Origin of the sequence: Vibrio sp. 10N.222.52.B7, assembly GCF_041474275.1 — a bacterium.
Taxonomy (GTDB): domain Bacteria; phylum Pseudomonadota; class Gammaproteobacteria; order Enterobacterales; family Vibrionaceae; genus Vibrio; species Vibrio crassostreae_C.
On the sequence record NZ_JBFRTU010000017.1, the window covers coordinates 1 to 25,564 of the forward strand.

Below are 25,564 nucleotides of genomic sequence, written 5' to 3' on the forward strand. Positions count from 1 at the left end.
ACTTTCACTCAAGCTATCAGGGAGCTTTGAGCTTAACGGAGCCGGAAAGGTGATGTCATCTTGTGGGATAGAGAGATCCGTCAGTGGCGAAATTTGCCAAAGACCATCGAGAAGCAACCGCATATCATTCCTTGAGCTAGATCAATTTTGACCGCATTATAATGAATGAATGCATATAAAGACATTTATTTTTCTGAGGGTAAAAAAATGCCAGCTCGAGGCTGGCATTTTTTAAAATTGGGAAAGAATTACTCTTCGCCTTCATCATCTTCGTCTGGGTAGATAGCATCTTCACCTTCGTAGTAAGTGCCCCAGCCGTCGTAGATAATGTCAAACTTCTCTGCAAGGTTTACAAGCTTCTCAACTTGCTCATCAATCGCTTCTGCATTCAGAGTACATTGCATCGTTGCATCACAACAAAGTAGCTTATTGCCATCTTCGTCTTCTGTCTCTTCAGCTTCAAGCACTTCAAAGCCCATTTTGAATGCTTCAACAACCGCTTTCTCAAGCACATCGAAATCTTCAGCAAATAGGTGATGCTCGATATCGTATAGAGCTTCAGGATCGCTACCATCTTCAATTAATGCTGTAATGATGTCGCGAGTCTCTTCCTTTTGAAATTCAATTAATTCCGCTACTGATAGATATTCATCTTCGTGAGACATGTGTCTGCTCCAGAGTGTTGACTATGAAAAGATCAAATTTGATTGTCACGAAATATGGCACGGATCGTCCAGAAAAGCCACCCAGATCAGGCCTAGAAAGGTAAGTTTATCGCGAGATCGCAGCGCCAATATCAATTCAAAAGTGAAATCAAAATCACAGAAACAAATTTTCAACATTTTATTAACTGCGCCGTATTTTAGCATTTCGTTTTTGTGGCCACTTTAGGGCTTATTGAATAAAACTTGCGTGATTAGTCACGTTAGGTGCATACGCTAAACCGCTTTTGGGGTGCATAAATCCTCAGCTTGTTATCAAAAAGTGCATAATAGTGAATAAAAAATCACGATTAATAAGCAAAATTCAATTCTAACAAGCCACGAATTGAGCATAGATCCTCAAAAACGTTGTTCCGTTCGATAGCCAGTTAGTTGGAATTTAATCTGTATAAACTTAAAAATCACAGGTTTTATGACCAATTATTACCCAAATACCTTGTATTAACTCAATCTACAAAACTTGCATATTACGGACAAGCTTGTCATAAATAGACGCTGGATTAATAGTAAGGATGCAAAATGAGTAAGCTGTACGTTGGCTCCGAAGTCGGTCAATTGAGACGAGTTCTCCTAAATAGACCTGAAAGAGCACTCACCCACCTCACCCCTTCAAACTGTCATGAGCTTCTATTTGATGATGTACTTGCCGTTGAAGCCGCTGGTGAAGAACATGATGCCTTTGCAGAAACGCTGCGCAGCCAAGACGTAGAAGTACTACTGCTGCATGACCTGCTAGTAGAAACGCTTGCCGTATCTCAGGCTCGTGAGTGGTTGCTGAATACTCAAATCTCAGATTTCCGTTATGGGCCGACTTTCGCCCGTGACTTAAGAAACTACCTTGCTCAAATGGATAATGAGCATCTAGCAACGATCTTACTCGGTGGCTTGGCCTACTCTGAGCTTCCTATCAAATCATCATCGATGCTGCCTAAAATGCATCGACCACTCGATTTCGTTATCGAGCCACTGCCTAACCACCTATTTACGCGAGATACTTCTTGCTGGGTTTACGGTGGTGTATCGCTTAACCCAATGATGAAGCCTGCACGTCAACGTGAAACGAACCACCTGCGTGCTATCTACCGCTGGCACCCAGTGTTCGCAGGCCAAGATTTCATTAAGTACTTTGGTGACGAAGACCTTCACTATGACAACGCTAACATTGAAGGCGGTGACGTACTGGTTATCGGTAAAGGTGCGGTACTGGTTGGTATTTCAGAGCGTACGAAACCACAAGGTGTCGAAAACCTAGCGGCTAGCCTATTTAGATCAGGCCAAGCGAGCGAAGTGATTGCGATCGATCTACCAAAACACCGCTCTTGTATGCACCTTGATACGGTGATGACACACATGGATATCGACACGTTCTCTGTCTATCCAGAGATCGTTCGTAAAGACCTCGACACTTGGCGCTTAACGCCAAAAGAAAACGGCGAAATGCGTGTCGAGAAAGCTGAAAACTACCTGTCAGCGATTGAAGGCGCACTAGGCCTTGATCAACTGAAGATCATCACTACCGGCGGTGATAACTACGAAGCTGAGCGTGAACAGTGGAATGACGCTAACAACGTACTGACAGTGAAACCTGGTACCGTGATTGGTTATGAGCGTAATGTTTACACCAATGAGAAATACGACAAAGCGGGTATCGAAGTTCTAACGATTCCTGGCAACGAGCTAGGCCGTGGTCGTGGCGGCGCGCGCTGTATGAGTTGCCCTATCGAAAGAGACGGTATCTAAGTCAAAGAGCTCAGTTAAACAGACTCAATAGTCTTATCTAGGCCAGTATTCATTTACTGGCCTTTTTTATCAAATTAATAAAATAAATATTCACAAATATAGCATTTTTATGTTTAACTAAGTTCTTCATTGATTCTATATACGCAAGGAGCGAGAGATGGCCTTTAATCTTCGCAATCGTAACTTTCTAAAACTTCTCGACTTTACTCCTAAAGAGATTCAGTTTTTACTCGACCTGTCTGCTGACCTAAAAAAAGCTAAGTATGCAGGCACTGAGCAGAAGAAACTCAACGGCAAAAACATTGCTTTGATCTTCGAGAAAGCATCAACTCGAACACGATGTGCGTTTGAAGTGGCCGCCTTTGATCAAGGTGCTCAAGTCTCTTACCTTGGCCCTTCTGGTTCTCAGATTGGTCAAAAAGAATCAATGAAAGATACGGCGCGTGTATTGGGACGCATGTACGATGGCATCGAGTATCGTGGCTTTGGTCAGAGTATCGTTGAAGACTTAGGCGCTTATGCGGGCGTGCCGGTTTGGAATGGCTTAACCGATGAGTTCCACCCTACTCAGATCTTGGCTGATTTCCTCACTATGCTTGAGCATGGCCGCGGGAAGCATCTACACCAAATCAGCTTTGCTTATCTAGGCGATGCACGCAATAACATGGGTAACTCTCTGTTAGTCGGAGCCGCGAAGATGGGCATGGATATTCGCCTTGTCGCGCCAAAAGCCTTTTGGCCAGAAGAGCAGCTTGTTGAAGAGTGCCAAGCTATCGCGCAAAGCACAGGTGCCAACATCACGCTGACAGAAGACGTTGCTGAAGGTGTTCAAGGCTGTGATTTCCTTTATACCGATGTTTGGGTTTCAATGGGCGAGGCCCCTGAAGCTTGGGACGAACGTGTAGCGGTAATGAAACCATACCAAGTGAATATGGATGTCATTAAGCTCACTGGCAATCCTCAAGTGAAATTCATGCACTGCCTACCCGCTTTCCATAACAATGAAACCGTGATCGGCCAGCAAGTCGCAGATAAGTATGGAATGAACGGTTTAGAAGTTACTGATGAAGTCTTTGAATCGGATTACTCAATTGTGTTTGATGAAGCTGAGAATCGCATGCATACCATCAAAGCGGTGATGGTTGCGACACTGGGTCAATAGCGAATACTGAAAGTAAACAAAAGCTTGATGTAATCGCTTGCGCTCACAAATTGAAAGCGTATAATTCTCGGCAATTTGTCTGAGAGTAGTGAAAATGACGCCAACCAATATTGTGATAACACATAGTAATATTGTGAAAACACCAAATATTGCTCGTAAGCTAAGATGCTTACCAGGCCGTCTATTCTGCTTTTCAGCACTTTTTTAAAGCCTCCCATTATGGGGGGCTTTTTTATGGCCAATACATTATTGTGGGGAAGAAGATCATGGCGAATTCGCTCTATCAAAAGCACATCATCTCAATTCCAGAGCTTTCTCGTGAAGAGCTAGAATTAATTGTTCAAACGGCAGGTCAGCTAAAGGCTGAGCCAAACCCAGAACTCATCAAGAACAAAGTTGTTGCCAGCTGCTTCTTCGAACCTTCTACGCGAACTCGTCTCTCTTTTGAAACTGCGATTCAACGCATCGGTGGTGATGTGATTGGTTTCGACAGTGGTGGTAACACTTCTTTGGCAAAGAAAGGCGAAACGCTAGCGGACTCGGTACAGGTTATCTCTTCATACGTTGACGCTTACGTGATGCGTCACCCTCAAGAAGGCGCAGCGCGTCTGGCTTCTGAGTTCTCAAACGGTGTTCCTGTTATTAACGCAGGTGACGGCGCAAACCAACACCCAACACAAACGTTATTAGACCTATTCTCTATAGCTGAGACACAAGGCCGCCTCGACAACCTAAACGTTGCATTCGTTGGTGACCTTAAGTACGGCCGTACGGTTCACTCGTTGACTCAAGCACTAGCGAAGTTCGACAACATCTGTTTCTACTTCGTGGCTCCAGAAGCACTAGCGATGCCAGACTACATTTGCGAAGAGCTTGATGAAGCGGGCATCAAGTACCAACTATTGACGGACATGGAAGATGTGATTCCTGAGCTCGATGTCTTGTACATGACTCGAGTTCAAAAAGAGCGCTTCGATGAGTCAGAATACGCGCACATAAAATCCGCATACATCCTGACCGCTTCGATGCTGGAAAATGCACGCGATAACCTGAAGGTTCTGCACCCTCTTCCTCGCGTTGATGAAATTACTGTCGATGTCGATAAAACACCTTACGCTTACTACTTCCAGCAAGCAGAGAATGGTGTTTACGCCCGTGAAGCATTGCTAGCCCTTGTTCTTAACGAAACGCTGTAGAGGAGAGATATCATGTCTAAAGAGACTCAATTAAAAGTTGAAGCAATCAGAAACGGTACTGTTATCGACCATATCCCAGCCAATATCGGGATCAAGGTGCTAAAACTGTTCGACATGCACAACTCTCATCAGCGCGTGACGATTGGCCTGAATCTACCGTCTTCTGCACTGGGCGGAAAAGACCTGCTCAAGATTGAGAATGTGTTTATCACAGAAGAACAGGCGAGCAAGCTGGCACTTTATGCGCCTCATGCAACAGTGAACCAAATAGAAGATTACGAAGTAGTTAAGAAGCTACCACTAGAACTTCCTGAGCAAATCAACGATGTGTTCGAGTGTCCAAATACTAACTGTATTACTCACAATGAACCGGTTGAAAGCAGCTTTAAGATCTTTGAAAAGAAAGAAGATATTCGATTGAAGTGTAAGTATTGCGAAAAAGTCTTCTCTCGCGAGATCGTGACAGAAAGATAACGTCATACTGCAAAGAAGACCGAATGTAAAAACTATCAAATACCTCGCCTGTGCGGGGTATTTTGCGCTTTACCTATCCAAAGTTTGAAGGCACACTGAAAATTGATTTTTATCTAATAACTGATGGAATAAACCAATGACTAAAGTACTTCACACAGAATCTGCTCCAGCTGCAATCGGCCCATACGTACAAGGCGTTGACCTTGGCAACATGGTACTGACTTCTGGTCAAATCCCAGTAAATCCAGCAACTGGTGAAGTATCTGCTGATATCGCAGAGCAAGCTCGCCAATCTCTAGACAACGTTCAAGCGGTTGTTGAAGCTTCAGGCCTGACTGTAAAAGACATCGTAAAACTAACGGTATTCGTTAAAGACCTAAACGACTTCGGCACAGTAAACGAAGTTTACGGTAAATTCTTCGATGAGCACGGCGTTGCAAACTACCCTGCACGTTCATGTGTTGAAGTAGCTCGTCTGCCAAAAGATGTAGGTATCGAGATCGAAGCTATTGCGGTTCGCAAATAGGTTTTAATCTTTAGATTAAACACCTTCTAATAAACGACTTAGCGTAATACTGGGTGTTTATTAGATACAAAAAAAGGTTGCCCAGTTGGCAACCTTTTTTATTGTTCATCGTTTCGCTTAGATAATTACTTTTTATTAAGCTCAACCACTTCTTTGTCTAACTCTTCAAGTTTCGCAGCCATCTGCTCACGAACTAGGTTAGCCAGTTCACGAACATTAGACTTGTCGTAGCCTTCAGTGCTGATTGGTGGCAGCATTTCAACAATCACGTGACCATTGTTCCAACGGTTTAGCTTCACGCCACCGGTTGAGCTACACACGATAGGGATGATAGGCAAGCCAGCACCAATCGCAGCATGGAATGCACCTGTTTTGAATGGCAGCAGACCACGGCCACGAGAACGAGTGCCTTCAGGGAACATCCAAACTGAAACATCGCTCTCTTTTAGACTCGTCACGACCTGATCAATCGTACCTACCGCTTTGCTACGGTTAGCACGGTCAATTAGGATGTTACCCGTCAACCAGTAAAGCTGACCAAATAGAGGCATCCACACTAGGCTTTTCTTACCAACAGTTACCACTTTTGGCGTTACCGCTGATGAAATCGTGAATAGATCCCAGCTGTTTTGGTGGTTCGCCACATAAACATGTTGGCCGCGAGAGTAGGCATCTTCTGGGATGCGAAGCTCTAACTTCATGCCGAAGATCTTCGACATGCGACCGAAATAACGGCCAAAGGTAAATACGTGTTTCGGGTTGCGTGGACTTAATAGGCAGTAACCACAACCAAATACAAACATAAGAATCGCAAATATCGCCACTGCGAAAATACGTAATATTGCTATCATTTTGTTCCTCACCGACCGCCAAGTTGATTCATCTATTCGCGCAAAAATGAGCAATAGATTTACTCGCGGTAAATACAACTATAAAAAAGCCGAAACCAAGGTTCCGACTTTTATGTTTTCATCTTACTGATTCATGAATCCACTAACCTAAGTTAGTTCGACTCACTAAATCGTATAATGTTTGCGCCTAAGGCTGACAATTTATCTTCAATCTTATCGTAGCCACGATCGATGTGATAAATACGGTCAACGATGGTTTCACCTTGAGCAATACAGCCAGCAATAACAAGGCTCGCAGATGCGCGAAGGTCCGTTGCCATTACTTGAGCGCCGCTCAGTTTTTCCGTTTCACCACAGATAGCCGTGTTACCTTCGATTTCCGCTTTTGCACCCATTCGCTGTAACTCAGGAATGTGCATAAAACGGTTTTCAAAGATAGTCTCAGTGATAACACCACTGCCCTTCGCCATCATGTTAAGCAGAGTAAACTGTGCTTGCATGTCGGTTGGGAAACCAGGGTGAGGTGCCGTTACGATTTTCACCGCTTTCAGTTCACGACCCGTCATATCAAGACTGATCCAGTCTTCGCCCGTTTCAACCTTCGCACCCGCTTCTTCAAGCTTCGCTAAGGCAGCTTCAAGAAGATGAGCGTTGGTGTTGCGACAAACCACTTTACCGCCAGAAACAGCAGCAGCAACCAGGAAAGTACCTGTTTCAATACGGTCAGCAACCACAGAGTGTTGGCCACCACCAAGACGTTCAACGCCTTCGATAGTAATCGTATCTGTACCTGCGCCAGAAATTTTAGCACCCAGTTTGTTTAGGAAGTCAGCCGTATCAACAATCTCAGGCTCACGCGCTGAGTTATCGAGTACTGTTGTTCCTTCCGCTAGCGTTGCTGCACACATGATAGTAATGGTGGCACCCACACTTACTTTATCCATCACGATGTGCGCGCCTTTCAGACGGCCATCAACACTTGCTTTCACATAACCATCTTCCAACTTAATGGTCGCACCTAGTTGCTCTAGACCGTGGATATGCAGATCAACAGGTCGAGCACCAATTGCACAACCGCCTGGAAGTGACACTTGGCCTTCACCAAAACGAGCGACTAGAGGACCTAAAGCCCAGATAGAAGCACGCATTGTTTTCACTAAATCGTAAGGCGCACAAAATTCATTAATTTCGCTGCCATCAACATGAACACTACCATTACGCGATACTTTTGCGCCTAAACGCTTAAGCAGTTCCATCGTAGTATCGATGTCACGTAGGTGAGGAACGTTACTTACTTCCACTGGCTCTTCAGCAAGAATTGAAGCAAATAAGATAGGTAGCGCTGCATTTTTTGCGCCTGAGATCGTCACTTCACCGCTTAGCGGCTTATCCGATCCAATAACTCGAAACTTTTCCATCATAAACCTTAAAGTGACATCAGTTTCTTATCACGTTCCCACTCTTCCGGCGTGAAAGCCTTAATAGAAAGAGCATGGATGTCATTGCGTTGAATGTATTCCATTAGTGGGCCGTAGATTAGTTGCTGCTTCTTAACTCGATTCATGCCGTCAAAACATGGATCAACCGCAACAACTTCGTAATGACTGCCTTCCCCTTTCACGAAAATTTCCTGAAGGTTCAGTGCTTCTGCTAATAATTCTTGTACTTTTGTGCTGTCCACAAATAGCTCCTGCCTAATTTTTTATGTGTTCTGCCATCATTGGCTGGATATTGCTCAATTGGAACAACGTTCGTAATTGTTCTGGCACGAAACTGAGCATTATATGACAGTTTTGATTTTTTGCATGCTCTAATAAGTGAATTAGCATCACCATTCCTGCTGAATCGACTCGATTTATATGGCTAAGGTCAATTTCAACGCTCGATTCCGTCGTTTGCCACTTTTCCAATATACGCCAGATTGCAGGGACACTGTCTCGGTCTAAATCACCGAACAGTTGATACTCTTTAGAGCTTAGTGCTTGCCATTGAGAATGGCTCATTATTTGTTACTCTCAAAACGAATCGGTTGTGCGGCTAATTTCTCTAGTTCGTCTGCAACTTGTAAGATGCCTTCTTGACGAATCTTAGTATTCCACTCCGATTGCTTGCTCGACAACAAGCTAATACCTTCGGCAACCATATCAAATGCTTTCCACTCGCCAGATTTCTTGTCTTTGCGAAGCTTAAATTCAAGCTTAATGTTTGGTCGCGGCGTATCGATGATGTCGACCTTGATACTGGTAATGCGGCTATCCGCTTTGATTTTTGGTTCTGGACCAAATTCAATCGTCTGATCTGTGTATTGAGTCAGCACTTGGGCATAAGAAGAAACAAGGTATTTACGGAATGAATCGATAAACACGCCCACGTCTTTTCTATCCGCGCCTTTCAAGTTTGGTCCAAGTAACTTAAGAGCTGCATATTGTGCATTCACATAAGGCATCAACTCTTCTTCCACGATGACCTTCAATAACTCTGGATCTTGGTGGATGTTGTCTTGTTCACTCTTCAAACGCTCAAATGCCACTTCGGCAACTTGAGTCATCATCTGGTAAGGCTGAGTACGGTCAATCGATTCTGCAGCAAAGGCTTGGGTAGAAATAAGCAACGCCATTGCCGCCATAAACATTGATTTCAAGTAACCAATAGCTTTTAAATAACTAATAGTTTTCAACATTATCTTATTCCTTAGCTTCGCTGTCATTAGAACCACCAACGCTATACAGCACTTGGCCAATCAAATCTTCTAGTACCAATGCTGACTTAGTGTCTTCAATTGAATCACCATCGACCAACATCTCTTCATCATCAAAAATGAAGCCTGGAACCAGACTAATGTACTGCTCACCAATTAAGCCAGATGTTAAAATTTGAGCACTAGAGGTATCTGGAAATTGTGAGTACTTCCCGTCAATAGACAGTTCAACGACAGGAAGGTAGCTCTCGGTATCAAGCTCAATGCTTTTAACTCGTCCAACAACGACGCCACCCACTTTCACTGGAGAACGAACTTTTAGGCTGCCAATGTTGTCAAAGGTCGCTTTTAGATTGTAAGTATGGTTCGAACCTATGCCTTTTACGTCAGCGACTTGAAAGATCATGATTAAGATTGCGCAAATTCCGGCAATAACAAAGGTGCCGACCCATAATTCTAATTTTCGAGTTTGTTGCATGATTAATTCCCAAACATCAATGCGGTAAGAACAAAATCTAGCCCTAGTACCGCTAGAGAAGAGTGCACTACAGTGCGTGTGGTTGCCTGACTGATACCTTCTGAAGTCGGTACTGCGTCATAACCATTGAAAAGTGCGATCCAAGTTACGGTGATAGCGAAGACCATACATTTGATCATGCTGTTACCAATATCTCGGCCAAGTTCTACTGAAGACTGCATCGCAGACCAGAAACTGCCGTGATCAATGCCTTTCCAATCAACACCAACCAGTTGACCGCCCCAAATACCTACCGCCATAAAAATCATAGCAAGCAGTGGCATTGAGATAAGCCCGGCCCAAAGACGTGGTGCAATAATGCGTTTAAGAGGGTCAACGGCCATCATCTCAAGGCTTGAGATCTGCTCTGTTGCCTTCATTAACCCAATCTCTGCCGTGAGTGCTGAACCGGCTCGACCTGCAAATAATAACGCAGTCACCACAGGCCCCAACTCACGCAACAGTGAAAGCGCGACCATTTGACCAAGGTTTCCCTCAGCGCCGTAGTCAATTAACACGACATAGCCCTGCAGGCTGAGCACCATGCCGATAAACAGACCCGAAACTAAAATAATAGCCAATGACTGAACGCCAACGCTATAAAGTTGTTTTACTAATAAGGGGAAGTTTTTTAGTCGCGGGATGCCAAACAAAGCCCCAAATAACATCAGGCTTGCTCGACCAAATGACTCACAGCTCGCAAGTGTACGCTTACCGACACCCGCAATAGTTTTAACAATCATATTAAAACAAATCCTTTTCTAAGCTCTTCGCAGGGAATCTAAATGGTACTGGACCATCGGCTTCGCCTTGCAAAAATTGCTGCACTCTCGGATCGCTATTGTTGTACAACTCATCAGGTGTTCCAGCGGCAATAATCTTGCTATCTGCCATGAGGTAAACCCAATCAGCAATACTCATCACCTCTGGCACATCGTGAGAAACAACAATCGAGGTTAAGCCCAAGGCTTGATTGAGATTTCGTATCAATTCAACCAATACGCCCATGGTGATGGGATCTTGGCCAACAAACGGCTCATCGTACATGATAAGTTCTGGATCCAGTGCGATTGCGCGCGCCAGTGCGGCACGCCTAGCCATTCCGCCAGACAACTCACTCGGCATCAATTGCGCAGCACCACGTAATCCTACCGCTTCAAGCTTAAGTAATACGATGGTACGAATGAATTTTTCATTAAGTTCAGTGTGCTCTCGCAGCGGAAACGCCACATTATCAAAGACATTGAGATCCGTAAAAAGCGCACCCGATTGAAATAGCATGCTCATTTTCTTACGTGCTTGATACAGCTTTCGACGTGATAATGCAGGGACATTGTCGCCATCAAACCAAATTTCGCCTTCATCTGGCGGCAGTTGCCCACCAATCAAACGCAGTAAAGTCGTTTTGCCAATCCCAGACGGCCCCATGATTGCGGTTATCTTGCCTTGAGGCACCTCTAAACTGATGTCATCAAAGATAACGCGCTCACCACGTGAGAAGCTGAGGTTCTTAACTTTCACAAGCTCAGTGTTCAACATATTTTTGTTGTTTCCTTGCTTTAAAAAACGCCAATTATGGCTGCAATAATAATGAGTCTACTTTAGAATTAAAAGCACTGTTCAATTAATTCATATTAAACAGGAATCTATGCAGGGATTTGAAAGCATTAGGAAATTATCTATTGATCTCTCTTTCTTGCCTGCTAACTGGTAATTAATTTGCCGAGTGACTTCCCTTTTATCTAGCAACAGGTCAAAATTAGCGGTTAATTCTCCGTTTTTATTAATTTTTTAGGAATCATCATGCTTGAAGCGATTGCGTTTCTTATTATCGGTCTAGGTTTTTTGGTGTGGAGTGCAGATAAGCTGGTTTACGGTGCCGCTGCTCTTGCTCGCAACTTCGGTATTTCACCACTAGTTATCGGTATGACGATCTTAGCAATGGGGTCTTCGGCTCCTGAAATGATGGTTTCTGCGACAGCAGCCCTTGATGGCAAAACAGATACAGCTGTAGGCAACGTACTGGGCTCTAACATCGCCAACATCGCGCTGATTTTAGGTATTACAGCCCTTATCAAGCCGTTATCGATTAGCTCAGGCGTGATTCGTCGTGAACTACCATTAATGATCGGTGTCACTCTGCTAGCGGGCGCCCTATTGTGGGATAACCATTTAGGCTTCTATGAAGGCGTGTTGTTGTTTGTTCTTTTTGCCGCGTTTTTGTTTGCTATGTTGCAAATCAGCCGCAGCGAGAAAAAGAACGGCGATGCTTTCCTTGATGAGCAAGAATCAGAGATCCCTGAAGGCGTAAGTAACCCTAAGGCTGCAATGTGGGTCGTGATTGGTCTAATCGTCCTACCTTTAGCTGCTGATATGCTGGTAGATAACGCTGTGATCATCGCGAAGTTCTTCGGCATGAGCGACCTTGTCATTGGTTTAACCATCATTGCTGTTGGTACTAGCCTTCCTGAACTTGCAGCATCACTAGCCGGCGTTATGAAGGGTGAAGATGATATGGCTGTAGGTAATATCATTGGTTCAAACGTATTCAACATCCTTGCTGTTATGGGTATCCCGGGCATCCTAAACCCTTCGATCTTGAGCGAGTTCGCTATGGGTCGTGACTTCTGGGTAATGCTAGGCGTATCGCTACTACTTGTTGTGATGGCACTAGGAAAATCTCGTAGTGTGAATCGTATTGAAGGCGGCGTGTTAATTGTGACGTTCGTGGCCTACCAAAGTTACCTATTAATGAACATGTCGGCTTAATTGTTGATTTAACTTCCCGTACTTGGAGTATTTGATGTCTCAGCCATTTGATTACCGCAGCGTTGCAAAACAAGTTTTGGAAACCGAAGTTGCAGGTCTCACTCAATTAGACCAATATTTTAATGATGATTTTTGTAAAGCTTGCGACCTTATCCTGAACAACAAAGGCAAAGTCGTTGTGATGGGCATGGGTAAATCAGGCCACATTGGCAACAAAATCGCAGCAACATTGGCAAGTACCGGGACATCGGCTTTCTTTGTTCACCCAGGCGAAGCGGCGCATGGCGACTTAGGCATGATCGAACCTGGTGATATTGTGATTGCAATATCCAACTCCGGCGAATCGGGAGAAATCCTCAGCCTATTTCCTGTGTTAAAGCGTCTGAGCATCAAGATCATCAGCATGACAGGCAAGCCAGCATCAAACATGGCAACCCTGTCTGATATCCATTTACAAATTTCAGTACCGGAAGAAGCTTGTCCGCTGGGCTTAGCACCAACAACAAGCACCACGGCGACTTTGGTCATGGGTGATGCATTAGCCGTTGCACTTTTGCAGGCTCGAGGCTTCACCGCTCAAGACTTTGCCCTGTCTCATCCTGGTGGCGCTTTAGGTCGTCAGCTGCTGTTGAAGCTCGACGACATCATGCACACAGGCGATTCACTTCCTGTTGTAGCACCCGACGCACTAGTAAGAGACGCTCTACTAGAGATATCTCAGAAAGGCTTAGGCATGACAGCAATCGTTGGTGAAGATGGCCAAATGGCCGGTATTTTTACCGATGGTGATTTACGCCGTATCTTAGACAAACGCGTTGATATCCATAACACGCAGATCGGTGATGTGATGACGCTAAACCCGACGGTAGCCGAGCCAAACATGCTCGCGGTTGAGGGCTTAAACTTGATGCAAGCGAAGAGCATCAATGGCCTGATGTTATGCCAAGAAGGTAAATTAGTCGGAGCGTTAAACATGCATGACTTACTGAAAGCAGGAGTAATGTAATGACACAGACAGTCGAAACTCTATACGGCACTGTTAACTCAGATGTATTTGCAATTGCAAAAGAGATCAAACTGCTGATTTGCGATGTCGATGGTGTCTTCTCTGATGGTCGCATCTACATGGGCAACAACGGTGAAGAGCTGAAAACCTTCCACACTCGTGACGGTTACGGTATCAAATCACTGATGAACGCAGGCATTGAAATCGCGATCATCACGGGTCGCAAATCTCAAATTGTTGAGAATCGTATGACCGCTCTAGGCATTAAGCTGATTTATCAAGGTCAAGACGATAAAGTTAAGGCATACCAAGATATTTGCGATAAGCTTTCTGTAAACCCTGAAAATACAGGTTACATCGGAGACGATCTGATTGACTGGCCTGTAATGGAAAAAGTTGGCTTGAAGGTCTGTGTGGCAGATGGGCACCCGCTACTTGCAAAGCGTGCAAACTACGTGACAACCATTAACGGTGGTCATGGCGCGGTACGTGAAGTCTGTGACCTTATTTTACAAGCAAGAAATGAACTCGACGTGCATAAAGGTTTAAGCATATGAGTTTTACTCGTATTATCTATTTAATACTCATATTTATTGCCTCTTGGTCGACCTATTACTTGTACGACAAAGAGCAAACATCAACGATACAAGTGGCTCCAAATTTGGAGCTGCCCGCGTTTAGTGGCAAAAGCCTGAACAACATTAGCTACGACGAAAGCGGTATTCGCAGCTATCAGGTTGAATCGACGTATTTAGAACACTACTCAGTAGTTGGCGATACGCACTTTCAAAACCCAGTTCTTTCGGTATTCCGTGAAGGGCACACGATTGAATGGCAAGTCACCGCTGATCGCGCGATTATGGATGAGAATCAAGTTGTCACGTTTTATGACAACGTCGTAGCAAAGAACCTGTTGCCAGAAGCCAGCTTCGATACAATGACCACAGATAAAATGGTTGTTGAGCTGCCTAGCCGAGATTTTTATTCAGAGACTCCGGTCCATATGATCGGTACATTTTTTGAAACTGAGGGACAAGCAATGAAAGGTAACTTCGGTACCAACAATGCAACCCTCTTTAATTCTGTTCAAGGTAGATATGAAACTCTTACACCTTAGTTTATTCGCTTTGACCCTTGCGGCACCTAATGTCTATGCTCTGTCTTCGGATAGTGAGCAACCTGTCTACATTGACTCAGACAGCCAGCAATTGGATATGAAAAGTAACCAAGTGACTTTCCTTGGTGATGTGAACCTTAAACAAGGCAGCATCAATATCAATGCCGATAAGGTTATTGTTACTCGTAACGCCGTAAACGGTGAGATTGAAGAAATTCAAGGCTTCGGTAAGCCAGCAACCTTCTCTCAGCTTACTGACGACGGTAAGACACTCTACGGTGAAGCTGACGACCTGCACTACCAGCTTGTTGCCGACCGACTGATCATGACTAAGAATGCGATGTTATCTCAAGATGGCAGCATCATTCGCGGTTCTAAGATCACTTACCAGATCGGTTCTCAGAAATTAGTCGCTGACAGTGGTGAAAACAAACGAGTGTCAACGGTTTTACAACCAACGGAAGTGAATAAGTAACGATGGCTGTTCTTAAAGCAAAAAACCTAGCGAAAACCTACAGTAAACGTAAGGTTGTTACCGATGTAAGCTTACAGGTAGAGTCAGGCCAGATCGTCGGTCTGCTTGGGCCTAACGGTGCAGGTAAAACCACATCTTTCTATATGATTGTTGGTTTGGTGGCGCGTGATGAAGGTACCATCAGCATTGATGACCGAGACATCAGTATCTTACCAATGCACAGCCGCTCTCGTCTTGGTATCGGTTACCTGCCTCAAGAAGCATCGATTTTCCGTAAGTTGTCCGTAGAGAACAACATCATGGCGGTTTTACAAACCCGTGATGAAATGACCAACGAACAACGCCAAGATAAGCTGGAAGACCTGCTAGAAGAGTTCCACATCCAACATATCCGCACCAGCAATGGTATGGCTCTGTCGGGTGGTGAGCGTCGTCGTGTAGAGATTGCTCGTGCACTAGCAGCAAACCCGCAGTTCATTCTATTGGATGAACCATTCGCCGGTGTTGACCCGATCTCAGTAATCGATATCAAAAAAATCATTGTTCACCTGCGTGATCGCGGCTTGGGCGTTTTGATTACCGACCACAACGTTCGTGAAACATTAGACGTGTGTGAAAAAGCTTACATCGTAAGCCAAGGACACCTGATCGCTGAGGGTACTCCTGAAGATGTTCTCAATAACGAACAAGTTAAACAAGTTTATCTAGGCGAACAATTCCGTCTATGATTATATAGAGAGTATCGAGAGTTCTAAGAATAATAACTAGGTAAGTCACACTGAATGAAACCCTCATTACAACTTAAGCTAGGCCAACAGTTAGCAATGACTCCTCAATTGCAGCAAGCGATTCGTTTGTTGCAATTGTCTACTTTAGATTTGCAACAAGAGATTCAAGAAGCACTTGAATCTAACCCACTACTCGATGTCGAAGAAGGCAATGAAGACACGCCAACATCGGAAGAAAAACCTAGCAGTGACGAAAAAGAAACCGTTGAAGCCACAGAGCAAGACTTACCTGATAGTTCAGACTTAATCGAAAAATCAGAGATTGGCAACGAACTAGAAATCGACACAACTTGGGAAGACGTCTACAGCGCAAACACCGGTAATACAGGTATTGCAGTTGATGACGACATGCCTGTTTACCAAGGTGAAACCACTCAAAGCCTGCACGATTACCTACTTTGGCAACTCGATCTAACACCATTCACTGACACCGACCGAAGCATAGCTTTCGCGTTGATTGATGCCATCGATGACTATGGCTACCTCACTGTAACTTGTGAAGACATCCTTGAAAACTTCGACAATGAAGAGATCGAGCTTGATGAAATTGAAGCGGTACGTAAACGAATTCAGCAGTTTGATCCGCTAGGTGTCGGGTCAATCAATCTGCAAGATTGCTTATTACTGCAACTGGCAACCTTCCCTCAAGATACTCCTTGGCTCAACGAAGCTAAGTTAGTACTTACTAGCCATATTGACCAACTTGGTAACCGTGATTACAAATTGGTTATCAAAGAAACCAAGTTGAAAGAAGCAGAACTACGTGAAGTTTTGCAGCTTATTCAACAGCTGGACCCTCGCCCTGGCAGTAAGATTACTCCGGATGAAACTGAGTATGTGGTCCCGGATGTATCTGTCTTCAAAGACCTTGGCAAATGGTTAGTGACCATTAACCCTGATAGCGTGCCTAAACTGAAAGTGAATCAGCAGTACGCTGATCTGGGCAGTAAAGGCAACAGCGCCGACAATCAATACATCCGCTCAAATTTGCAAGAAGCAAAGTGGTTAATTAAAAGCCTAGAGAGCCGAAATGAGACGCTACTCAAAGTTGCGCGATGCATTGTTGAACATCAGCGTGATTTCTTCGAACATGGCGAAGAAGCGATGAAGCCAATGGTTCTTAATGATGTTGCGTTAGCTGTTGATATGCACGAATCCACGATCTCTCGTGTGACGACTCAAAAATTCATGCATACGCCACGTGGCATCTTCGAGCTCAAATACTTTTTCTCAAGCCATGTCAGCACTGACAATGGCGGTGAATGTTCATCTACAGCAATTCGCGCACTCATCAAGAAGCTTGTCGCAGCGGAAAATACCGCGAAGCCTCTAAGTGATAGTAAGATTGCTGCTTTACTGGCTGACCAAGGAATTCAGGTAGCTAGACGTACCATAGCGAAATACCGTGAGTCTCTGGGCATTGCCCCATCGAGTCAGCGTAAACGCCTGCTATAAGCTCATTTAGTCGCTAGTTACTTAGCAACTATGATCAGGCAACCAACTGAAAAGGAAAGTCTATGCAAATCAATATTCAAGGCCATCACGTTGATCTTACCGATTCAATGCAAGACTATGTTCACACCAAATTCGACAAACTTGAGCGCTTCTTTGATCATATCAATAGCGTTCAGGTTGTTTTAAAAGTTGAGAAAATCAATCAAATCGCAGAAGCTACCCTGCATATAAATCAGGGGGAAATCCATGCGACAGCAACAGATGAAAGCATGTATGCCGCGATTGATTCATTGGTTGATAAACTCGTCCGCCAACTCAACAAGCACAAAGAAAAGCTAAGTAGTCACTAACATGCAATTAAGCGAAGTACTTTCATTGGACTGCACCAAAAGTGCAGTCCAATGCACAAGCAAAAAAAGAGCCCTTGAGCTCATCAGCCAGATAGCAGCTGAGAGCTGCGGTCAAGATTCAACAGAGCTATTTGAGTGTATGTTGAGCCGTGAGAAGATGGGCAGTACCGGTATTGGTAATGGTATCGCGATTCCCCATGCTCGTATGAATGTCAGTGATAAAGCGATAGCTGTATTACTGCAATGCCAAGATCCTATCGAATTTGATGCGATTGATAATCGTCCTGTCGACCTACTATTTGCCCTGCTTGTTCCTAGCGAACAATGCAAAGAGCATCTAAAAACCCTTTCTTGTATGGCAGAACGACTAAACGACAAGCAGACTCTTAAACAGCTGCGTAATGCTCAGAGCGATCAAGAGCTTTACGACATCATGATTCAAGTGCCAACTTGCGAGCAATAACATGCGATTAATCGTGGTTAGTGGCCAATCAGGGGCCGGTAAAAGTGTTGCGTTACGAGTCCTAGAAGACTTGGGGTATTACTGTGTCGATAATCTACCAGTAAACCTGCTCAACAACTTTGTCGAATCGGTACGCGAAAGCAACCAAAACGTTGCGGTAAGTATTGATATACGTAACCTACCGAAAGAGCCTCAGTTAGTCACCGACACGCTCGAGCAACTCGAGTCAGCTACAAACATCGATGTTGATGTATTGTTCCTCGATGCCAGCAAGCAGACACTCCTTAAGCGCTACAGCGAAACCCGCAGAATCCACCCTTTATCAATTGGCCAAGAAAAGCTCTCTCTTGAGCAAGCGATTGATTTAGAGAAGACACTTCTGACACCTCTCGCAGAGCACGCCAGCATTGTGATCGACAGCAGTGACTGCAACCTCTACGAATTGAGTGAAAAGGTTCGATTTAAAGTTGAAGGCAAAGAGAAGCAAGAGCTGATCATCGTCTTTCAATCTTTCGGTTTTAAGTATGGCTTGCCAAGTGATGCCGACTACGTGTTTGATGTTCGCTTTTTGCCGAACCCTCACTGGGAACCTGCACTACGACCACTAACCGGGCTAGATGCACCAATTCACTCCTTTCTAGAAGAACATTCAGAAGTTCTGGAACTCAAGCAACAGATCCAAGGCTTTGTTGAACAGTGGTTACCAATGTTAGAGAAGAACAATCGCAGTTACCTAACGGTCGCGATTGGCTGTACTGGCGGCAAACACCGCTCGGTTTATCTAACCCAGAAAATTGGTGAGTACTTTGAGCAACTTGGCCATCAAGTTCAAATCAGACACGCCTCCCTAGAGAAGCACCAACAGGGCTAACCATGGAATTAACTCGAACTGTACTGATCCAAAATCGCTTGGGTCTTCACGCTAGAGCAGCCGTAAAGTTGGTTGAGCTTGCACAAAGCTTTGATGCAACCATCACTATCCATAGCGAAGAAGATAAAACAGCAACAGCAGACAGCGTAATGGGGTTACTTATGCTGGAATCAGCGCAAGGGCAACATATTACGATTCAAGCTGCAGGTACCGATTCACAGCAAGCACTGGATGCCGTCTGTCATCTCATTGAAGACAAGTTTGATGAGGGTGAGTAGCGAAAACGCTTCACTCACAACGCCTAAGACTCAAACAACGAACCAACCAATATTAAATCTTAGTTCTATCTAAGTTTATGATTTAAATAAGCCCCAGAATTAAGTTACTATTCCAACCATTGTTAGAATAATGAGATAGGAGGAAAATATGGCAGAGCAATTAGAATTCGACCAAGCTCACCAAACCCTCCAAGAAGTCAGCGAAGCCCTAGAAAACGGCCGATTTGTTCACGTACGCCGACAACTTCAGGACATGGAGCCTGAAGATATTGCACACCTTTTAGAAGCCTCCCCTCGCAAAAGTCGTGACGTACTCTGGCAACTCACCGATCCTGAAGACTACGGTGAAATTCTTGATGAACTAAACGAAGACGTCAAAGATGCTCTTGTGTCGAAAATGGCACCTGAGACCTTGGCAGAAGCAACCGAAGGTATGGAAACCGATGACGTCGCGTACGTACTTCGAAGCCTACCCGACGATGTTTCTCGCGAAGTCCTTTCTCAAATGGACTCCGTCGATCGTGCATTAGTTGAAACTGCCCTGTCGTACCCTGAAGATTCAGCGGGTGCGATCATGAACACCGACGTAATCACGATTCGTGGTGATGTCGATGTTGACGTTGTATTGCGCTACATGCGTATGCGTGGCGAACTGCCGGATGCAACTGATGCTCTGTATGTTATTGATGAAGAAGAACGTCTTATCGGTAACCTATCACTTACCACGCTAGTAACGACTCAACCTGATGTCCCTGTTTCAGAAGTGATGGATGATGCCGACGAAGCGATCGCGGTAGAAACCAGTGCGTCAGATATCGCGAGCCTGTTTGAACGTCGTAACTGGGTTTCTGCGCCTGTCATCGATAGTAACCAGCACCTTGTTGGTCGTATCACCATCGATGACGTGGTTGATGTTATCCGTGAAGATGCCGAACACTCAATGATGAGTATGGCGGGTATGGACGATGACGAAGATACCTTCGCACCGGTCGTAAAATCTGCTCGTCGTCGTAGTGTGTGGCTTGGTGCTAACGTACTCGCAGCACTGGCGGCAGCATCTGTATCAAACATGTTTGAAGCAACGCTCGATCAAATGGCAGCGATTGCGGTTCTGATGACTATCGTGCCTTCGATGGGGGGTGTTGCGGGTAACCAAACCGTTGCTCTGGTGATTCGTGGTTTGGCACTCGGTCATATCGGTGACAGTAACAAACGCGAACTGCTACTCAAAGAGGCAGCCATCGGCTTCCTAAACGGCGTTCTATGGGCCGTTATCATTGGTGGTATCGTGGTGGCTTGGAAAGGTAACTGGATACTGGGAGGCATCATCTCAGCGGCGATGATGACCAACTTGATTGTCGCAGGTATTGCTGGTGTAACTATCCCAGTGATGTTGAAGAAGATGAATATCGATCCAGCCCTTGCTGGCGGTATGGCACTGACCACAGTAACCGATGTTATTGGCCTATCGGTGTTCCTAGGCTTAGCGACCATACTGATCTAGTTAGCATAAGCAGTTAGCCAATTTTTGGCGAAATACAGAAAACAAAAAGGGAGCCACGGCTCCCTTTTTTAATTCATCAGATTCGCTTTAATTGAATTACTCACCCGCGACTTTCATCGACTCAAGCAGGATAGAACCCGTTTGAATTTGCGAACGTGTTTCTACGTCGTTACCCACAGCAACAATCTGAGTAAACATGTCTTTTAGGTTACCTGCGATTGTTACTTCTGATACTGGGTATTGGATCTCTCCGTTTTCAACCCAGAAACCTGCAGCGCCACGTGAATAATCACCCGTTACGGTGTTTACGCCTTGGCCCATCACTTCAGTGACTAGGAAGCCAGTACCCAACTCTTTTAGCATCTGCTCAAAGTTTTGACCGGTCGATTTAACGAACCAGTTATGAATACCACCAGCATGACCGGTTGGCGTCATATCCATCTTACGTGCGGCATAGCTCGTTAGTAGGTAAGTTGCTAGCACACCGTCAGTGATGATTTCACGATCTTGAGTGAACACACCTTCGCTATCGAATGGGCTTGAAGCCAAACCACGCAAGATATGTGGTCGCTCAGAAATGTTAAACCAGTCAGGTAGGATTTTCTGACCGAGATGATCCAATAGGAATGACGACTTGCGGTAAAGGTTACCGCCACTGATCGCCATAACAAGGTGACCAATCAAGCCAGTTGCCACATCATTAGCGAACATAATTGGGTACTGGCCTGTTGGTAGCTTTTTCGCATCCAAACGGCTAATGGTCTTTTCTGCAGCTTCTTGACCTACACGCTCAGGCGTCCACAGCTCGTCACGGTGACGTGCAACGGTGTAGCTGTAGTCACGCTCCATCTCACCGTTAGCGCCTTGTCCAATTACACAGCAGCTCGTGCTATGACGACTAGAAGCATAGCTTGCTAGTAAGCCATGGCTGTTACCATAAACCTTAACGCCATAGTGGCTGTCGTAGCTTGCGCCATCACTCTGTTTGATCTTATCGCTATAAGCTAACGCTTGCTTCTCAGCAGCAATCGCAATCTCAGCGGCATAGTCAGGGTTTGGTTCATCAGGGTGAAAAAGATCCAAATCTGGAATTTCTTTTACCATGTATTCTTTTGCCGCAGGACCGGCAAATGGGTCTTCAGAAGTGTACTGAGCGATATCAAGTGCGGCCGCGACGGTTTGAGCAATCGCCTTCTCACTCAGGTCAGATGTAGATGCGCTGCCTTTTTTCTGGCCGCGATAAACAGTAATACCAAGTGCACCATCACTATTAAATTCAACGTTTTCCACTTCACACATACGTGTTGAAACACTTAAACCCGTTGACTTAGTAATAGCAACTTCAGCGGCGTCGGCACTCACAGAGGCCATGTCCAACGCTTTTGCTACTGCGGCTTCTAGCTCAACTCTTTGCTGGGCGACTTGCTGTTTTACATCCATATCTATTCTAATTTTGTAGGTCAATATTACGTAGGATAACAAGAATTTCGCTTTCTCCCCAAGATTCTTGCTAAAATAGGCAATATATTCGTTTGAGATAGTGACATAGGCAGAAAAGATGGCTCGCAAAAACCAAAAAGCCCCATGGGAACCAGAAGAAGAAATCATCTGGGTAAGTAAGACAGAAATGAAAACCGACATGGAAGCGCTACAAAAACTGGGGGAAGAACTTGTTTCCCTGAAGCCTTCTGTATTAGACAAGTTTCCTCTGTCTGAAGATTTGGCACAAGCGATTAAAGATGCACAACGCTTTAAAAATGAAGCGAAGCGCCGTCAACTTCAATACATTGGTAAAGTAATGCGCAATGTTGATCCTGAGCCAATTCAAGCGGCTTTGGATAAAGTACGTAACAAGCACTCGCAAGCAACCGCTGAACTGCACAAGCTTGAGCAACTGCGTGATCGTGTTGTTGCTGAAGGTGATGCGGCTATTTCAGAAGTAATGGAAATGTACCCTGAAGCAGACCGTCAGCGTCTTCGTCAGCTAGCTCGCCAAGCTAACAAAGAGAAATCAGCGAACAAGCCAGCAAAGGCTTCTCGTGAAATCTTCCAAATCTTAAAAGAGCTAAAGCTAGAAGACTAATCGTTATCTCGCTTTACTCATAGAGTGAATAAAAGACCTAGCACATGCTAGGTCTTTTTGTTTTTGACGTACTCGATATCAAGAAGCACTCAATATCAATAAATACTCACAGGAGTGATGAGTCGTCACTCACCCGCTTTAACAAATGAGCTTAATTCTGTCTGTGGATGATCCGCCGTCAGTGCCTCTATCGAGTCTTCAACCAACACCTTACCTAGCGCCACAAACACAAACTTATTCGCGATACTGCGTGCGTCACCTAAATGGTGAGTCACCATCAAGACCGTAATATTTCGCTCTGCCGCTAATCGCTTCACTAAGCTAAGCATCTCTTCACGCAGCAAAGGATCAAGCGCAGAGAAAGGTTCATCAAGCAGCCAAATATCATGAGGTTGGACAAAACAACGCGCTAACGCAACACGCTGGCGTTGACCGCCGGATAAGTGCTCAGGCAACCTATCCAAATACTCAGCGACGCCAACTTGCGCTGCGGCTTGCTCCACAGCTTGCTTTTGGGTTGCAGTAAGCTTTAAACCTGGATGCAGACCTAAACCAATATTTTCTCGCACCGTAAGGTGAGCAAACAGGTTGTGCTCTTGAAACAACATCGCCAACGGACGCTGATGAGCTTCTTTACCAATAAGCGACTGCCCAGCCACTGATATCTCACCCGATGTAGGCTCGATGAAACCAGCAACTAGCGCCAACAGTGTAGACTTACCCGCACCACTCGGCCCCATAAGCGCAACAATATCGCCCTGCTCAGCTTGAAAATCAAAGCTAAACAACTCTCTGTGATAGTGGTAATCCACATCTTTCATCACTAACATCATCGGTTCCTTAATTCTTTAGCATCGAGCTTAGATCTTCGAGTAAATAAGAATTCTATTAAGCTAAAACTGCCGACACTCAGTAACAGTAAGCTCACAGAAACTACCGCCGCCGCTTCCATTTGATAGCTGCCTAACAATTGGAATAGATACAAAGGCAGAGTTCTAAAATCTTGGCTACCAAACAAAGCAATCGCGCTTAAGTCACCCATCGCCAACATAAAGCTAATCGAGAAGGCTTGCGCCATCGGCTTACGCAATGCTCGCCACTCCACTAACCTAAAACGCGTGAAACCTGTCATACCCAAGCTTGCACACACATACTGGTACTGCTGAGACAAATGCAGCATAGGTTGAGCTAGGGTTTTAATTACGTAAGGCAGCGCCATTAAGCTGTTGACGGCAATCACGATAAAGAAAGCTAAACTGAATACATCGGTGAATGAACGCAGTAATAAGAAAATACCCGTACTGATCACCAGCCCCGGAGTCACCAAGATAATAGTGCCAATCAGCTCGATTTTATCGGCTCGAAAATTCTTGTTCTGTAAACGCCATGCTCGGCTAGTCAGTAGTATGGCGATACCAATACCAACTGCGATAACACTTGCTAATGACGCGACTTTAACCGAGGTCATTAACGCCGCCCAAAACGGCTCGCTGCTGAGTACGGTTAATGCCTGCGAGTTAATTCCACTGACGATAACCATAGCTAATGGCGGCAATACCAGCATTGAGACTATGATGATCCAAAAGCTATCCCAAGCTTTTGACCACCAGCTGTCCTTAACCAAATATTTCTCTTCCGACAGCTGACTGGCCGTCACTGAAATAGGCTTCGATAGGCGTTGAATGCTCACCGCTAGCACACCACACAGCAGCATTTGCCATATCGCGAGCAAGGCACCAGCTTGAAGGTCAAAGTCGAATTTAATCGCCTGATAAATAGCGAGCTCGATAGTGGTTGATTTAGGTCCACCGCCTAGCGCCATCACGGTAGCAAAGCTGGTAAAACACAACATGAAGACTAAGCCACACACATGTGGTAATTGCTGTCTTAAGCGAGGCCATTCAACCCATCTGAATTTGTTCCAATGACTCATACCCAAGTGAGCACAAAGCTTGTGTTGCTCGGCAGGCACGGTATCTAACGCTTGCAGAAGTAAGCGACTGGCATAAGGCAAGTTGAAGAAAACGTGCGCCAGCAAAATACCATTCAATCCGTATATGGAAAATGGCAATTCAATATCGAAGTTCGCCAAAAACTTAGCTAACCAACCACTATTGCCATAGATCGCAAGTAAGCCAAATACACCCACTAACACTGGCAGGACTAAGGTCGACGCGAACAGCCTTAACAACAAAGCGCGTCCAAAAAATTGTCTACGACACAGCGCATGAGCAATAGGTATAGCAAAGCCAACACTCAGCACCGTTGAGAGTGTCGCCTGATAAAAACTGAATTTCGTTACATGCCAATAGTAGGGATCGGACCATACTTGGCTGATATCAAGAGAAGGGGCATTGCTAAGCAATGCCCCAACTGCTGAAACCACGAAGGCGGTAATGAGTATCGCTACCCAAATCCCAACCTTAGGTGTTTTCTTTATCATAGATTGATTTTTTACCGTAAATGGTTCGCTCAGTTAACATCGAACAAACCTTTAAATACAGAAAGTTAGAAAGCTA

30 protein-coding genes are annotated in these 25,564 nt (G+C 45.0%); 18 read left to right on the top strand and 12 right to left on the bottom strand.

Annotated features, from left to right (window positions below; translation table 11 throughout):
* Positions 1–248: 248 nt before the first annotated feature.
* Positions 249–665: a ribonuclease E inhibitor RraB gene (rraB, locus tag AB4512_RS06665; RefSeq protein ID WP_017058930.1), complete on the bottom strand. Its 417-nt coding sequence runs from the start codon at positions 663–665 to the stop codon at positions 249–251.
* Positions 666–1,241: 576 nt separating this feature from the next.
* On the opposite strand from rraB, the gene arcA reads away from it, so the two are divergent.
* From arcA to AB4512_RS06690, 5 genes are all read left to right on the top strand, one after another.
* The gene (gene arcA / locus AB4512_RS06670) at positions 1,242–2,462 is read left to right on the top strand and encodes an arginine deiminase (RefSeq protein ID WP_017063739.1); all 1,221 of its coding nucleotides are present in this window, start codon (positions 1,242–1,244) and stop codon (positions 2,460–2,462) included.
* Positions 2,463–2,619: 157 nt separating this feature from the next.
* Positions 2,620–3,624, top strand: a complete 1,005-nt coding sequence (locus AB4512_RS06675) for an ornithine carbamoyltransferase (RefSeq protein ID WP_017066667.1) — start codon at positions 2,620–2,622, stop codon at positions 3,622–3,624.
* Positions 3,625–3,890: 266 nt separating this feature from the next.
* On the top strand, positions 3,891–4,820 hold the full coding sequence (gene pyrB, locus AB4512_RS06680; protein ID WP_012604860.1) for an aspartate carbamoyltransferase: 930 nt from the start codon (positions 3,891–3,893) through the stop codon (positions 4,818–4,820).
* A 12-nt stretch (positions 4,821–4,832) separates the two neighbouring features.
* A complete protein-coding gene (gene pyrI / locus AB4512_RS06685) occupies positions 4,833–5,294 on the top strand; it encodes an aspartate carbamoyltransferase regulatory subunit (protein ID WP_017058927.1) in 462 nt (153 codons plus the stop codon).
* A gap of 136 nt (positions 5,295–5,430) precedes the next feature.
* Positions 5,431–5,820 carry a RidA family protein gene (locus AB4512_RS06690; RefSeq protein WP_004735319.1) on the top strand — a complete coding sequence of 130 codons (390 nt, stop codon included), beginning with the start codon at positions 5,431–5,433 and terminating at the stop codon, positions 5,818–5,820.
* Positions 5,821–5,945: 125 nt separating this feature from the next.
* Here AB4512_RS06690 and AB4512_RS06695 read toward each other — a convergent pair whose 3' ends face one another.
* From AB4512_RS06695 to mlaF, 8 genes are all read right to left on the bottom strand, one after another.
* On the bottom strand, positions 5,946–6,671 hold the full coding sequence (locus AB4512_RS06695) for a 1-acylglycerol-3-phosphate O-acyltransferase (protein ID WP_372174652.1): 726 nt from the start codon (positions 6,669–6,671) through the stop codon (positions 5,946–5,948).
* A gap of 152 nt (positions 6,672–6,823) precedes the next feature.
* Positions 6,824–8,089, bottom strand: coding sequence for a UDP-N-acetylglucosamine 1-carboxyvinyltransferase (gene murA / locus AB4512_RS06700; RefSeq protein ID WP_372174654.1), 1,266 nt, complete (start codon positions 8,087–8,089; stop codon positions 6,824–6,826).
* Between the two features lie 8 nt (positions 8,090–8,097).
* A complete protein-coding gene (gene ibaG / locus AB4512_RS06705; protein WP_017058924.1) occupies positions 8,098–8,352 on the bottom strand; it encodes a BolA family iron metabolism protein IbaG in 255 nt (84 codons plus the stop codon).
* Between the two features lie 13 nt (positions 8,353–8,365).
* Complete coding sequence (locus AB4512_RS06710) at positions 8,366–8,674, bottom strand: lipid asymmetry maintenance protein MlaB (protein WP_017058923.1); 309 nt, start codon at positions 8,672–8,674, stop codon at positions 8,366–8,368.
* A complete protein-coding gene (locus AB4512_RS06715) occupies positions 8,674–9,303 on the bottom strand; it encodes a phospholipid-binding protein MlaC (protein WP_120459707.1) in 630 nt (209 codons plus the stop codon). Before AB4512_RS06715 ends, AB4512_RS06710 begins: the two co-directional genes overlap by 1 nt.
* Before the next feature lie 52 nt (positions 9,304–9,355).
* Positions 9,356–9,847 carry an outer membrane lipid asymmetry maintenance protein MlaD gene (gene mlaD / locus AB4512_RS06720; RefSeq protein ID WP_017058921.1) on the bottom strand — a complete coding sequence of 164 codons (492 nt, stop codon included), beginning with the start codon at positions 9,845–9,847 and terminating at the stop codon, positions 9,356–9,358.
* Positions 9,848–9,849: 2 nt separating this feature from the next.
* Entirely contained in the window at positions 9,850–10,629 is a 780-nt protein-coding gene (gene mlaE, locus AB4512_RS06725; protein WP_017058920.1) for a lipid asymmetry maintenance ABC transporter permease subunit MlaE, read from the bottom strand.
* Between the two features lies 1 nt (position 10,630).
* The gene (gene mlaF, locus AB4512_RS06730) at positions 10,631–11,425 is read right to left on the bottom strand and encodes a phospholipid ABC transporter ATP-binding protein MlaF (protein ID WP_171733232.1); all 795 of its coding nucleotides are present in this window, start codon (positions 11,423–11,425) and stop codon (positions 10,631–10,633) included.
* 264 nt (positions 11,426–11,689) lie between these two features.
* Between mlaF and AB4512_RS06735 the strand changes: the two genes are divergently transcribed.
* The 12 genes from AB4512_RS06735 (at position 11,690) to mgtE (ending at position 20,962) form a co-directional block, all read left to right on the top strand.
* Entirely contained in the window at positions 11,690–12,655 is a 966-nt protein-coding gene (locus AB4512_RS06735; RefSeq protein WP_017063737.1) for a calcium/sodium antiporter, read from the top strand.
* Positions 12,656–12,689: 34 nt separating this feature from the next.
* The gene (gene kdsD / locus AB4512_RS06740) at positions 12,690–13,661 is read left to right on the top strand and encodes an arabinose-5-phosphate isomerase KdsD (protein ID WP_017058917.1); all 972 of its coding nucleotides are present in this window, start codon (positions 12,690–12,692) and stop codon (positions 13,659–13,661) included.
* Positions 13,661–14,218 (top strand): 3-deoxy-manno-octulosonate-8-phosphatase KdsC, encoded by a 558-nt coding sequence (gene kdsC, locus AB4512_RS06745; protein ID WP_017058916.1) that lies wholly within the window; start codon positions 13,661–13,663, stop codon positions 14,216–14,218. Before kdsD ends, kdsC begins: the two co-directional genes overlap by 1 nt.
* Entirely contained in the window at positions 14,215–14,778 is a 564-nt protein-coding gene (gene lptC / locus AB4512_RS06750; protein ID WP_004735306.1) for an LPS export ABC transporter periplasmic protein LptC, read from the top strand. Before kdsC ends, lptC begins: the two co-directional genes overlap by 4 nt.
* A complete protein-coding gene (gene lptA / locus AB4512_RS06755; protein ID WP_017058914.1) occupies positions 14,759–15,253 on the top strand; it encodes a lipopolysaccharide transport periplasmic protein LptA in 495 nt (164 codons plus the stop codon). The genes lptC and lptA overlap by 20 nt, the downstream gene beginning before the upstream one ends.
* Positions 15,254–15,255: 2 nt before the next feature.
* Positions 15,256–15,981: an LPS export ABC transporter ATP-binding protein gene (gene lptB, locus AB4512_RS06760; RefSeq protein WP_004735304.1), complete on the top strand. Its 726-nt coding sequence runs from the start codon at positions 15,256–15,258 to the stop codon at positions 15,979–15,981.
* A gap of 54 nt (positions 15,982–16,035) precedes the next feature.
* Complete coding sequence (locus AB4512_RS06765) at positions 16,036–17,496, top strand: RNA polymerase factor sigma-54 (RefSeq protein WP_019821454.1); 1,461 nt, start codon at positions 16,036–16,038, stop codon at positions 17,494–17,496.
* A gap of 62 nt (positions 17,497–17,558) precedes the next feature.
* Positions 17,559–17,846 carry a ribosome hibernation promoting factor gene (gene hpf / locus AB4512_RS06770; RefSeq protein WP_009847742.1) on the top strand — a complete coding sequence of 96 codons (288 nt, stop codon included), beginning with the start codon at positions 17,559–17,561 and terminating at the stop codon, positions 17,844–17,846.
* A gap of 1 nt (position 17,847) precedes the next feature.
* On the top strand, positions 17,848–18,309 hold the full coding sequence (ptsN, locus tag AB4512_RS06775) for a PTS IIA-like nitrogen regulatory protein PtsN (protein WP_004738707.1): 462 nt from the start codon (positions 17,848–17,850) through the stop codon (positions 18,307–18,309).
* A 1-nt stretch (position 18,310) separates the two neighbouring features.
* On the top strand, positions 18,311–19,180 hold the full coding sequence (gene rapZ / locus AB4512_RS06780; RefSeq protein WP_017063735.1) for an RNase adapter RapZ: 870 nt from the start codon (positions 18,311–18,313) through the stop codon (positions 19,178–19,180).
* Between the two features lie 2 nt (positions 19,181–19,182).
* A complete protein-coding gene (locus AB4512_RS06785; RefSeq protein WP_017066670.1) occupies positions 19,183–19,458 on the top strand; it encodes an HPr family phosphocarrier protein in 276 nt (91 codons plus the stop codon).
* Positions 19,459–19,606: 148 nt separating this feature from the next.
* Complete coding sequence (mgtE, locus tag AB4512_RS06790; RefSeq protein WP_017058911.1) at positions 19,607–20,962, top strand: magnesium transporter; 1,356 nt, start codon at positions 19,607–19,609, stop codon at positions 20,960–20,962.
* Between the two features lie 96 nt (positions 20,963–21,058).
* Here mgtE and pmbA read toward each other — a convergent pair whose 3' ends face one another.
* Positions 21,059–22,402 carry a metalloprotease PmbA gene (gene pmbA / locus AB4512_RS06795; protein WP_017058910.1) on the bottom strand — a complete coding sequence of 448 codons (1,344 nt, stop codon included), beginning with the start codon at positions 22,400–22,402 and terminating at the stop codon, positions 21,059–21,061.
* A gap of 118 nt (positions 22,403–22,520) precedes the next feature.
* Here pmbA and yjgA point away from each other — a divergent pair, with 118 nt between their 5' ends.
* Entirely contained in the window at positions 22,521–23,045 is a 525-nt protein-coding gene (yjgA, locus tag AB4512_RS06800; protein ID WP_102394283.1) for a ribosome biogenesis factor YjgA, read from the top strand.
* 125 nt (positions 23,046–23,170) lie between these two features.
* Here yjgA and thiQ read toward each other — a convergent pair whose 3' ends face one another.
* Together thiQ and thiP are read right to left on the bottom strand one after the other, a co-directional pair.
* Complete coding sequence (gene thiQ, locus AB4512_RS06805; RefSeq protein WP_017071293.1) at positions 23,171–23,875, bottom strand: thiamine ABC transporter ATP-binding protein; 705 nt, start codon at positions 23,873–23,875, stop codon at positions 23,171–23,173.
* Positions 23,875–25,488, bottom strand: coding sequence for a thiamine/thiamine pyrophosphate ABC transporter permease ThiP (thiP, locus tag AB4512_RS06810; protein ID WP_017058907.1), 1,614 nt, complete (start codon positions 25,486–25,488; stop codon positions 23,875–23,877). The genes thiQ and thiP overlap by 1 nt, the downstream gene beginning before the upstream one ends.
* Between the last annotated feature and the right edge of the window lie 76 nt (positions 25,489–25,564).